Genomic DNA, 12,360 nt, shown 5'->3' on the forward strand with positions numbered 1-12,360 from the left:
AGGTGAGTCGATGACTCGTTTGAATGTCAAACCAACCCGAATGGAGCTGAACAATCTAAAAGAGCGACTGAAAACAGCTACTCGCGGTCACAAACTCCTCAAGGATAAACGGGATGAACTGATGCGTCGTTTCATTGAGGCTGTTCGCGAGAACAATCACTTCCGCCAAAAAGTTGAATCAGCTCTGGTCGGCCACATGCAGGATTTTGTATTGGCAAAAGCCTTAGAAAGCGACCTCATGGTAGAAGAGATTTTTGCTGTTCCTATGCGAGAAGTCAACCTTCATATCGAACAGGAAAATATCATGAGTGTGCAGGTGCCAAAAATGCATGCTCATATTGACAATCCTTATGGTGATGACGAGGGAGATGTAGTTTATAGCTATGTGGCATCTAACAGCCAAATGGATGAGACGATTGAGGATATGGGCAACTTATTGCCCGACCTCCTGCGCTTAGCAGAAATTGAAAAGAGTTGCCAGCTGATGGCAGATGAGATTGAAAAGACCCGCCGTCGGGTCAATGGCTTAGAGTATGCAACCATTCCAGATCTCACAGAAACCATTCATTATATCGAAATGAAGCTAGAAGAAGCCGAACGCGCTAGTCTAGTAAGAGTAATGAAGGTGAAATAAACTACAAAATAATTAAAAAGAGTCCAGCGATAGAAGTTGACGAAATGTTTGATAAACATGTGAAGTCATCTTTGTTTGCCCGACTTTTTTTGTTCAGTTCAGCAAAAAGAAAAAGCGTTAAAAATTGCATTTACAACTTTTGATTCACATGCTCATGAGAAATATATAGAATAAGGAGATTTGGATAGATTATCTCAATTTAGTAAAGATAAACAGCTATTCCCTCTCACTTTTTCCATAAAAATGCGAGAATTTTCTGATAAATCATGTTATAATAAAGCAGACTACACGAAAGGGACGGAAATTCATGACTTTAGTTTATCAATCAACGCGTGACACAAACAATACGGTGACAGCCAGTCAGGCTATTTTGCAGGGGTTAGCAACGGATGGTGGTCTCTTTACGCCGATTTCTTATCCGCAGATGGAACTGGATTTTACTAAACTCAAAGACGCCTCCTATCAGGAAGTTGCAAAATTGATTTTATCTGCTTTCTTAGATGATTTTACAGTTCAAGAGCTGGATGACTGCATTAACAATGCCTATGACAGCAAATTTGACACACCAGAGATTGCTCCCTTGGTGAAACTGAACGGGCAATACAATTTGGAACTTTTCCATGGTTCTACGATTGCTTTCAAGGATATGGCCTTGTCTATCCTCCCACATTTGATGACGACAGCAGCGAAAAAGCATGGTTTGAAAAATAAAATTGTCATTTTGACGGCGACTTCTGGTGATACCGGAAAAGCAGCTATGGCAGGCTTTGCCGATGTGCCAGGAACGGAAATCATCGTCTTTTACCCTAAAGACGGTGTCAGCAAGGTTCAGGAGCTGCAAATGACCACTCAGACGGGGGACAATACTCATGTGGTGGCTATTGAGGGCAATTTTGATGACGCCCAGACCAATGTTAAACGTATGTTTAATGACGCGGCTCTTCGTGAGCGGCTAGCAGCGCACAAGTTGCAATTTTCTTCTGCTAACTCCATGAATATCGGGCGTTTGGTGCCACAGATTGTTTACTATGTTTATGCCTATGCACAATTGGTTAAAACCGGTCAGATTCAGGCAGGCGAAGCAGTTAATTTTGCTGTTCCAACTGGAAACTTCGGCAATATCTTAGCAGCCTATTATGCTAAACAAATCGGTCTTCCGGTGGGCAAGTTGATTTGTGCTTCTAATGAAAATAATGTCCTAACAGATTTCTTTAAGACACATGTTTATGACAAAAAGCGCAGTTTTAAGGTAACTTCTAGTCCGTCTATGGATATTTTAGTTTCTTCAAACTTAGAGCGTTTAATTTTCCACCTGTTAGGAAATAGTGCAGAAAAGACAGCGGATTTGATGAAGTCTCTCAATCAGCATGGTCAGTATGAGTTGACTGATTTTGCCCCAGCTATTTTAGAACTCTTTGCGGCAGAATATGCCACCGAAGCTGAAACAGCATCTGAGATCAAACGAGTTTATGAGGCGTCTGATTACATTGAAGATCCGCACACAGCGGTCGCTTCAGCTGTTTATCAAAAATACCGGACAGCTACAGGTGATGAGACTACGACTGTTATTGCTTCAACCGCCAGTCCTTACAAATTCCCAGTTGTGGTAGTCGAAGCTGTAACGGGACAAAGTGGTCTTAGTGACTTTGAAGCCTTAACAAAACTCCACGAGATTTCAGGAGTTGCAGTGCCTTCTGCAGTTGCTAACCTAGAAAACGCACAAGTCCGCCATAAAACGACTGTCGCTGCTGACCAAATGCAGGCAGCAGTAGAGAGTTATCTAGGGCTTTAATTAAAGGTATTATCAACGCTCAGCTGGTCAGCCAACTGGGTGTTTTTATTTTGCAAAAGTATCTATGTGGTTAAGATGTTGTAAGCTTGGTGCAGAAAAGTGTATAATCAATCTTAGGAGTTTTTAATAGATGACCAATTACAAAAAGATTTTAAACATCGCTTTACCAGCTATGGCAGAAAATTTTCTGCAAATGTTAATGGGAATGGTGGATTCGTATTTAGTAGCGAGTCTCGGTCTCGTGGCTATTTCAGGGGTTTCCGTTGCGGGCAATATCATCAGCATTTACCAAGCCATTTTTATTGCGCTGGGAGCAGCGGTATCTAGTCTCATTTCTAAAAGTTTGGGAGAAGGAGATCGAGACAATCTAGCTTATCACACTAACGAAGCCATTAAATTAACTCTGATTTTGAGTGTCTTTCTGGGGCTCCTCTCTCTTGTTTTTGGACGCCAGATATTAGCTTGGCTGGGAACGGAGCCTGCCGTCGCCAATGCAGGCGGTCTTTATCTAGCTTTAATCGGGGGAACGATTCTCCTTTTGGGTCTGACGACTACGCTAGGCTCCTTGATTCGGGCAACTAGCAACCCTCGACTGCCCATGTATATCAGTTTTTTAAGCAATCTGCTCAATGTCCTTTTTTCCAGTCTTGCAATTTTTATTTTCCACATGGGAATTGTTGGGGTGGCGCTGGGCACCATTTTAGCCCGTCTGGTAGGCGTTTTGATTTTATGGAAAGAATTATCTCTGCCTCTGGCATCTTGGAGTTGGAAGCTGGACTGGGAACTGTTGCGTTTATCTCTGCCAGCTGCTGGAGAGCGGCTGATGATGCGGGCTGGGGACGTGGTGATTATTGCTATTATCGTTAAGTTCGGGACAGATGCTGTTGCGGGAAATGCTATTGGGGAGGTTTTGACCCAGTTCAACTATATGCCAGGCTTTGGAGTCGCTACCGCAACGGTTATGTTGGTGGCTCATGCAGTAGGACAGGCAGATTTTCAGGCAGTTAGGAAGCTGACGAAGCAGACCTACTGGCTATCTCTAGGGCTCATGTTACCGGTGGCTTTACTTATTTTTGCGCTGGGTCAACCACTAACACATCTTTATACAAAGGACAGCAGCGCTGTGACAGCTAGCTTGTCGGTCATTCTGTTTTCACTTTTGGGTATGCCTATGACAGCAGGGACAGTCATCTACACGGCTGTTTGGCAAGGATTGGGAAATGCCAAGTTACCTTTTTATGCCACGACTGTTGGTATGTGGCTGATTCGCATTGTAGCGGGCTATTTTCTGGGAGTAACTCTGGGATTGGGCTTGTCCGGAGTTTGGAGCGCCACTCTTTTGGACAATGGCTTTCGCTGGATCTTTTTACAAATCATCTATCAACGAAAAATGAGGAAAATAACATGACAAAAGCTTTTATTTGGGATTTGGACGGAACCTTGCTGGACTCTTATGATGCGATTTTAGCGGGGCTTGAGGAAACCTATATGCACTATGGCTTGGATTTTGACAGACCAGCTATCCATGCTTATATCTTGCAACATTCTGTTCAGAAATTACTGGAAAAAGTCGCAACAGCAAAAGGTTTAGATGCTGAAGAGATGAACCGCTTTCGAGGTCAAAGTTTGCAAGAGAAAAATGCTCACATTCAGCTCATGGATGGTGCTAAGGCTATTTTTGTTTGGGCGCAGGAAGCAGATATTCAGCAGTTTGTCTATACTCATAAAGGGAAAAATGCTTATCAAATTTTGGCGGATTTAGAGATTTTGGATTATTTTACAGAAATCGTGACTACTGCTAATGGATTTGCAAGAAAGCCCGACCCAGAAGGTGTGAATTATCTTGTAGAGAAATACCAGCTGGATAAGGCAAGCACTTACTATATCGGTGACCGGACGTTGGATGTAGATGTTGCCTTTAACAGCGGTATTCAATCAATCAATTTCTGCGATGATCGACCAAACATTAATCACAAAATCAACTATTTACTAGAGATTAAACAGATAATCCGTTAAAGAAAGGCAAAATGCTTGCTTTTCTTTTTGTTGTGTTTTATGATTGACTTATCAATAGTTGACTAGTCAAGCAAAACCAGGAAGGAGAATATATGGTTGCCATTCATCACCTGCTGTATCAATTGCATTTAACTGATCAAGCTATCACGCAACTCTTTGAGCAAAAATTAGAAATTAGCTTAACGCGGTACGAGATCTTGAACTTTTTATTGGACAATGCTCCATGCAGTCAAGTTGCTGTGCAAGAGGTCTTAAAAATCGATCCCGCAGCATTGACTCGGCATTTCAAACTTTTAGAAGAGCACGGTTATGTTCAACGGAGCCGCAATCCCAAAAATCAACGAGAAGTTTTAGTGGATGTTACGAATGTTGCAAAAGAGCAGTTTCTGCACGAGCCACAGACCTATCATGTAGATGTCAAAAAGCAAATGGAAAAAGTTCTCTCGGATGATGAGCAAAGGACGCTGAGTACTTTATTAGAAAAACTTGTATCTGGCTTAGATCAGATTACCGTGGAAAAACATTAGAAAGAAGAAATGTATGTCACTCATTACTACTATACTAGCTACAATTGTCGCACTGGAACACCTCTATATCTTTTATCTAGAAAGTATCGCTACCCAGTCAGACAGCACCAGCCGAGTCTTTAACATGACAAAGGAAGAAATATCTCGCCCGTCCGTCACTTCCTTGTTTAAAAATCAAGGGATTTACAATGCCTTTTTAGCTCTTTTCCTACTATATAGCTTGTATATTTCACATAATTTAGAAATGGTGACCATTTTTGTTTTGTTTGTTATCGGGGTCGCAGCGTATGGTGCAGCCACAGCTAACAAGAAAATCATCTTGACTCAGGGCGGACCTGCGATTTTAGCTATTCTAAGCATTTTATTGTTTAAATAGCACCAAATATTAACCATTGTAAAAATATAAATTAACCACCGTTAATAGTTTGTGCTATAATATATAGTAGAAATAATTCTAGAATAGAAAGAATGATAGAAATGTCAGACAAAAAGGTTTCCTTAAGTGAAGTTAACCAAAGCATTGCAACGCCTAAAAACGCTGGTTTCTTTCGTACTTTATTAGCTTTTTCAGGGCCGGGAATGTTGGTTGCCGTTGGTTATATGGATCCGGGAAATTGGATTACAAGTGTTGTAGGTGGTGCCACCTATCGTTATTTGCTCTTATCAGCTGTCTTGGTTTCTTCTGTAATGGCTATGCAGTTACAACAAATGGCGGGAAAATTAGGAATTGTCACAAGGATGGATTTGGCACAAGCCATTGCGGCTCATACGTCAAAGCCAGTTCGCTATCTCCTTTGGGTTATTACAGAGTTGGCTTTAATGGCAACGGACTTGGCAGAAGTCATCGGTGCAGGGATTGCGCTTCATTTACTATTTGGTTGGTCTTTGTTATTTTCGATTCTGATTACAGTCTTTGATGTTTTCTTGTTGCTTTTTTTGATGAAATTAGGCTTTCGTAAGATTGAAGCAATCGTTGGAACGCTGATTTTAACTATTTTATTGATTTTCTTATATCTGGTGATCCTTGCAAAGCCCGATCTTCATCATATTTTATCAGGATATTTGCCAAATGTGGCAGCTTATCAACATACGGCTAGTAAAAATGGAACGTCCGTTTTGACCTTAGCACTGGGCATTGTAGGGGCAACGGTTATGCCACACAATCTGTATTTGCACTCTTCTATCGCCCAAACGCGAAAAGTTAACTACAAGGCTAAACAATCTGTACATGAAGCTGTACGGTTTATGACGTGGGACTCGAATATTCAATTGAGTTTGGCTTTTGTGGTTAATTCTTTGTTGTTGATTTTAGGGGCAGCATTATTCTTTGGACATGCGGATAAAATTGGTGCTTTTTCTGCAATGTACAATGCCTTAAAAGACCCTCAAATTGCTGGTGCTATTGCTAGTCCTATCCTCTCAACGCTCTTTGCAGTGGCTTTGTTAGCGAGTGGTCAAAACTCAACTATTACAGGAACTTTAACGGGACAAATTGTGATGGAAGGCTTCTTAAACATGAAGCTACCACCGTGGTTTCTCCGCTTGGTAACCCGCTTACTAGCTCTTTTACCGGTTGTGATTGTTGCTATTTTATACGGAGACAAAGAACAGGTGCTAGACAATCTTTTGGTCTATTCCCAAGTCTTTCTTTCAGTCGCCTTGCCATTTTCAATCTTTCCACTCGTATATTTCACCTCTAATAAAAAGCTCATGGGCGAATTTGTCAACAGCAAATGGAATACCTACTTAGCTTATGCCGTTTCTATTTTATTAACTATTTTGAATGTGAAACTTGTGGTTGATCTTTTTTAAAAATTTGTCTATCAGTTCAATTTTCTCTAGAATAAATAGCTTAAAAGCGCTATAATGAAAGTGGAAAGATTCTCATATACGGAGGTGTCAAGATGGACGAATTGAAAAAAGTTTTGCTGGCAGGGATTGGATTGACTTCCATGACTTATGATAAAGCTACCGAATTTGTCAAAGAATTGATTGCCAAAGGTCGCTTGACGGTGGATGAAGGCAAGCAGCTTCAGTCAGAGCTAAAGCGCAAAGTAAATGAAAAAACGGCTGAAAGTCCAGAGGAGCAATCAGATGATGTATATGCTACCAAGCAAGATATTGAGCGACTAGAAGATAAACTAGATCAGCTACTCAAAGGACTTTCAAAAACAGAAGAATAATCTTCCTGATAACGCAGTCACAACTTTATAAAGGCTGCGTTTTTTGCTAAACTAAAAGTAGGATTTGAAAGAAAAAATAATGATAACAAGCAGAATGAGGATAACCTTATGGCAAATAAACGCTTACGAGAGATTCTAACAGCCTTTAGTGCAGTCGGCTGGTCCAATCTGAAAGATCGAAAAAAACCGTTGGACGAGAAAAAAGCTCCCAAGCAATTGCGAGAAGCTTTTGAACAACTAGGACCCAGTTTTGTAAAAATCGGTCAAATTCTATCTACCCGTAGTGACTTATTGCCAGAAATCTATATCAAGGAATTAAGTAAGCTGCAAGATGATGTCAATCCTTTGGACAAAGAGACGGTTATGGCTGCGATTGAGGACGAATTAAAGCGTCCGATTGAGCAACTCTTTTCAGATGTTTCACAAGAGCATTTAGCGAGCGCTTCCGTGGCACAAACTCATCGTGCTGTTTTGTTAAATGGCGATGAAGTCGTACTGAAAATTCAGCGTCCGCACATTCAAGAGCAAATTACAGAAGACCTTGCTCTTCTGGTTCGTTTAGCCCGTCATTTTCCCAAACATTTGCTGCCCATGGTGGATTTGCCAAAGATTTTGCAACAGTTGCAGACAACATTGCTGAACGAAATTGACTTTCGCAACGAAGCTAAGTACATGGATGAATTTGCCCGCTACAATCAAGAGATTCCTTGTGTTGGTGTGCCAAAAGTCTATCCAGACTTTACCACTCCGCACTTGATTGTAGAAGAATACATTCCTGGTGTCCGTATCAATCAATATGCTTTTTTACAAGAGGCTGGCTATGACTTGGAAGATATTGGTCAGAAGCTCATGCTGAGCTTTATCAAACAAGTCTTTAAAGACGGTTTCTTTCATGGTGATCCACACCCCGGCAATCTTTTGATCTATGAAGGAAAGATTTATTTTATTGATTTTGGGATTATGGGGGAATTGGAAACGGGTTTTCGTGTGTCTCTAAACGACATGTTGTCTAGTTTTACGACACAGGATATTGACTCGATGACACAAGCCATTCTGACCATTACGACTGCTAGTGAACCAATCAATAAATTGCAATTAGAGCAAGATGTTGAACGCATGCTAACCAAATACGGGAATTTAGAGTTAGGCTCCTTGTCTATTACAGATATGTTTGAGGATGTAGTAACGATTTGTACGCGTCATCATTTGCAAGTACCATCCCAGATGACGATCTTAGAAAAAGCAGCCTTGCAAATTGAGGGACTTTTCCGCGAGTTAGCTCCTAACATCAATCTGATGACTTTAGCCAAGCAATATTTCCTCGAAAATATGAAATCAGACATCTTGCACCAGACTTTGAGTTACGATTCTTTCTTAATCGAACTGCTCTACTTGCTGCGACATGGGAAAAGTATCCCAAGACGGCTTCATCAGCTAGTGGAGCAGATTGTGAATGGTCGCTTGGTCGTCAATCATGACTTAATTGACTACAATCAACGTTTTCGTCGTATCGAATCCGTAGCCAATCGTCTTGTACTAAGCCTTATCTTCCTAGCTTTATTACTGACAGGTGGAATTTTAACCCTCAATCCATATACGCTATTCTTAGCAAAATTTCTTTTTGTCTTAGCGACAATGGTATTGCTGTGGTTACTCTATCTCATCATTCGCTCCACAAGATGAGAAGACAAAAAAGAGCGCGACAAGTTGAATTTTTGAAAATCACAACTTATCTCGTTCCTACAATCTTAAAATAGCATATTAGAAATTAGACATTAGCATCTTGAAAGTTGAATTATTTTGTTTGAGGCTGAACAACAGTTCTCTGGTTTCAAAGCTCTTTGTCTACTAAATCAACTACAACTTGCGAAGCAAAGTACTTCTTCATTCATTTTTCAAGCTCGAAAGAGCTGTGGAGTGAGACTGTGAACTAAGAATTTTCAATATTAGTTCGGTCTCACTCCTTTTCTTTATCTTCCAAACTATTTGTAACGATTAGTTTGTCATTAGAGGAAGCTTGCTTGAAACGAACATAGTCCGTTAAAGGGAAATGAATCAAATTTAAAAAAGTCTCGGAAAACTGCTCAGGCGGTGTGGGTTCAGGTTGGGTAATCCAAATTTCAATAAAGATGAGAATACCTCCAACAAGAACCTGCGATGCCTTTTCTTTTGGAATGTTTAATTTTTGATAATCAATCGTAATGTGCTGCTCAATCCATTGACCATACGTATTTCTTAAAAAATCTCTCCAATAGGGATCTGCTGCTGTCTTAAAGAGACAACTGATTTGCCTTCGGTGGGTGTATAAGATAGGAATAACCACTTCTGCAAAAAAGACAAAAGGATCAGGATAAACTTTCTTATCATAACCTTGAAAAATCAGTTGAAATTCAGCATCAAGCTCTTTATGAATATAATCTAGAATTTCATAATTTCCATTAAAATGGCGTTTGTAAATCGCTTGTCTTGAGATTCCTGCTTTTTGCGCAATTTCTGCTAAAGAAAAATGCGATTTCTGAGGATTTTCCATTGAAAGTTCAAAAAAAGCTTCTAAAATCTTCTCTCTTGTATTAAGTACCATCTTACTCTCTCCTTATACATATTTTAATGTAAAAAATATATGTAGTCTAGCGAAAAATCTGGAAAAAGTTTACGTTTTGTAAACAAATTTACAATAAAAAATGTGTATAAATATAAAATCAGCATAACTAAACTGTATTTTGCCTTAGATTTAAAGAAACTGACTTAAAATCAGATACTATCGGCATCACAATAAAGCAGGGCTTCTTAATCTCTGCTAAGGATTTACCTCACTACAGAGATTGCAGATCCAGTAAAATATTTTTTAAATAACTTATCAAAAACTTTACAGACTGTCAAGAAATAGAGAGAGAATACAGGTCATTTTGATTGAAAGTGCTATAAAGGGGTTGGTATAATGGTTTTATTAGAAGTTTGTACTTTTATGCAAAATTCTAAAAAACTATAGAAAGGAAATCGTAATGATTAAAAAAATGATGAATCTTGTTGGGGTAGCATTATTGCTGGCTTCAACAATCTTATCACCGGCTAGTGCTGTTGCTCAAACGCTGACGAATCAATCTTCAGCATTGACAACTCAGTCAGAGACGAAAAAAGGTTTGGAAAATTCGTCTAGAGAAGAAGAGACAGCTAAACAAACAACACCTTCTACTGACTCGACAGGGACAAATGACAGTTCTAGCCAAGAGAAAAAGGCTGAAATGCCTGCTTCTGAAAATAAAACGGAAGCAAGTGCTGATTCGAGCCAAGTAAAAGAAGATACTGCTTCAAAGAAAACTGATAATGTGGAGGAAAAAAACGAAAGCAAACCAGGAGCACCCCCTGCCTTAACACCTAGAAGCGAAGGAAGCAAGTACGATCTTTCTAGCGCTGCAAATGCTAAAGAATGGAATGATGTTATCACAGAAATGTATGTGACAAACAAAGATGGAAACCCTATCCCCCCAAAGGGGGTACAGATGTGGGAAACTTTCCAAGTGCATGTAAAATTTAGCCTTCCGAATAACACAGTTAATGAAGGCGACACCACAACTATTACGTTACCAGAAACTTTACGATTTCCAGAATGGACAGACTTTGAAGTTAAGGATTCAAAAGATAAAGTTGTTGCGCATGCAAAAATCAACCCCACAACTAAAACGATTACGTTGACCTATACAAAATATCCTTCTGAACATTCGGATGTTTTAGGAGAACTGTTCTTTTATGCAGCCGTTGACCATAATAAAGTTAAAATAGAAAAAGACATAGATCTTGATTTTAAAGTGGGTCATAAAACTAAGATTGGTGGAAAACTTCATTATCAAGGCCCTGGAAAGAAAATCGAAAGTATACTAGAAAAAAGTGCTTGGCAAGATGGAGCTAACAAATCTCTTCTTCAGTATGCTCTTGCTATCAATAGAAAAGGTATTGATTTAAAAGAAGTCAATATTCAAGATAGGCTGGACGACGATGCTAAGGGGATTCAAATTGATCAGAGCAGTATCCGTATATATGAAGTAAGATGGTCCTGGAAAAATGGTGAGTGGAAACACGATAATGAGAAAGATGTTACAACTAACCACCAGATAAAAATGGATGATGATAAACGTGGCTTCCAAACTCACTTAGGAAATATTGGGACTAAAGGTTACTATATCAGATATCAAGTTAAAACTAACTATGAACCGGTGGGTGGAGAAGTTTTTAAAAATAAGGCAAAACTTTCTTCAAAAGATAAAATTTCGGAAGAAGTCAATATCTCTTTAGTATATCGAGCTGCTGGCGGATTTGCAGAAGGTTATGTTTACTCAATGAACTTGCATAAAGAAGACGAAAAAACAAAACAAGCTTTAGCTGGTGCAAAATTTAAAGTAATGCGTGACAGTAATAAGAAAGTCATTGGTGAGTATACAACAGATCCAAACGGTGATATTACAATTCCTAATCTGTTAAAAGACGATTATACGATTGAAGAAGTGGAAGCTCCAAAAGGATACCAAAAATCAACTGAAAAGATTCGTGTTAAGCCAACTGACTTTGGAACAGACAAAGCTTACAGAAAAACAATCACTAATAAGAAAGATGAAAAAGTTTCTGCTCAACTTCAGGTTGAGAAAGAACTGATTGGTCGCCAACTGAGAGATAAAGAATTCACGTTTGAATTGAAGAAACAGGGTGAACAAACTCCGATTCAAACAAAATCAAATGATGCTGACGGGAAAGTAACATTTGATGCTCTTGAATTTACCGAAGAAGGAACATATAACTATACTATTTCTGAAAAACGTGAAGACCATCCTGAAAAGGGAATCTACTATGATCCAAATGATATTCAAGTAACAGTAAAAGTCTCAAGGAATCAAGAAGGTAAGCTAACTACTGAAGTCACTTATAAAGGTAAGGATGACAAAGGTGGTTTAGAAGATAAAAAGAAATTCACCAATCATTATATTCCAGATAAAACAAAGGGAAATCTTTTGGTGAAGAAAGAACTAATCGGTCGTAAACTTCAAGCAGGTGAATTTGAGTTTGACCTAAAAGAGAATGGGCAAATTCTCCAAACTGTGAAAAATGATGCTGACGGAAAAGTTCAATTCAAAGATATTGAATATACTAAAGCAGGAACCTATGAGTATACCATTAGTGAAAAAGCTGGTGATGTTCCAGGAGTTGAATATGAACCGA

At 39.3% G+C, this 12,360-nt stretch carries 11 protein-coding genes; 10 read left to right on the top strand and 1 reads right to left on the bottom strand.

The genetic code is table 11. The features are described from left to right. Positions 1–10 precede the first annotated feature (10 nt). From HMPREF3249_RS02430 to HMPREF3249_RS02470, 9 genes are all read left to right on the top strand, one after another. Entirely contained in the window at positions 11–634 is a 624-nt protein-coding gene (locus HMPREF3249_RS02430; RefSeq protein ID WP_059221375.1) for a V-type ATP synthase subunit D, read from the top strand. 307 nt (positions 635–941) lie between these two features. After that, positions 942–2,426, top strand: a complete 1,485-nt coding sequence (gene thrC / locus HMPREF3249_RS02435) for a threonine synthase (RefSeq protein WP_070867473.1) — start codon at positions 942–944, stop codon at positions 2,424–2,426. A gap of 130 nt (positions 2,427–2,556) precedes the next feature. Continuing rightward, positions 2,557–3,834: an MATE family efflux transporter gene (locus HMPREF3249_RS02440; protein ID WP_059221371.1), complete on the top strand. Its 1,278-nt coding sequence runs from the start codon at positions 2,557–2,559 to the stop codon at positions 3,832–3,834. After that, positions 3,831–4,442, top strand: coding sequence for an HAD-IA family hydrolase (locus tag HMPREF3249_RS02445; protein WP_070867474.1), 612 nt, complete (start codon positions 3,831–3,833; stop codon positions 4,440–4,442). The genes HMPREF3249_RS02440 and HMPREF3249_RS02445 overlap by 4 nt, the downstream gene beginning before the upstream one ends. Positions 4,443–4,534: 92 nt before the next feature. Continuing rightward, positions 4,535–4,969 carry a MarR family winged helix-turn-helix transcriptional regulator gene (locus tag HMPREF3249_RS02450; protein WP_059221366.1) on the top strand — a complete coding sequence of 145 codons (435 nt, stop codon included), beginning with the start codon at positions 4,535–4,537 and terminating at the stop codon, positions 4,967–4,969. 13 nt (positions 4,970–4,982) lie between these two features. Next, positions 4,983–5,345: a DUF1304 domain-containing protein gene (locus HMPREF3249_RS02455; protein ID WP_003027283.1), complete on the top strand. Its 363-nt coding sequence runs from the start codon at positions 4,983–4,985 to the stop codon at positions 5,343–5,345. Between the two features lie 101 nt (positions 5,346–5,446). Beyond that, positions 5,447–6,781 (top strand): Nramp family divalent metal transporter, encoded by a 1,335-nt coding sequence (locus tag HMPREF3249_RS02460; RefSeq protein WP_003027285.1) that lies wholly within the window; start codon positions 5,447–5,449, stop codon positions 6,779–6,781. Positions 6,782–6,873: 92 nt separating this feature from the next. Then, a complete protein-coding gene (locus HMPREF3249_RS02465) occupies positions 6,874–7,152 on the top strand; it encodes a phasin family protein (protein WP_003040899.1) in 279 nt (92 codons plus the stop codon). A 108-nt stretch (positions 7,153–7,260) separates the two neighbouring features. Continuing rightward, positions 7,261–8,835, top strand: a complete 1,575-nt coding sequence (locus HMPREF3249_RS02470; RefSeq protein WP_059221364.1) for an ABC1 kinase family protein — start codon at positions 7,261–7,263, stop codon at positions 8,833–8,835. 274 nt (positions 8,836–9,109) lie between these two features. Here HMPREF3249_RS02470 and HMPREF3249_RS02475 read toward each other — a convergent pair whose 3' ends face one another. Continuing rightward, entirely contained in the window at positions 9,110–9,733 is a 624-nt protein-coding gene (locus tag HMPREF3249_RS02475) for a TetR/AcrR family transcriptional regulator (RefSeq protein ID WP_070867475.1), read from the bottom strand. A 421-nt stretch (positions 9,734–10,154) separates the two neighbouring features. On the opposite strand from HMPREF3249_RS02475, the gene HMPREF3249_RS09595 reads away from it, so the two are divergent. Next, positions 10,155–12,360, top strand: a 2,206-nt coding sequence (locus HMPREF3249_RS09595; protein ID WP_257369083.1) for an Ig-like domain-containing protein, incomplete at its 3' end; no start/stop codon positions are given.

The sequence above is a fragment of the Streptococcus sp. HMSC36C04 genome (assembly GCF_001839535.1).
Taxonomy (GTDB): domain Bacteria; phylum Bacillota; class Bacilli; order Lactobacillales; family Streptococcaceae; genus Streptococcus; species Streptococcus hominis.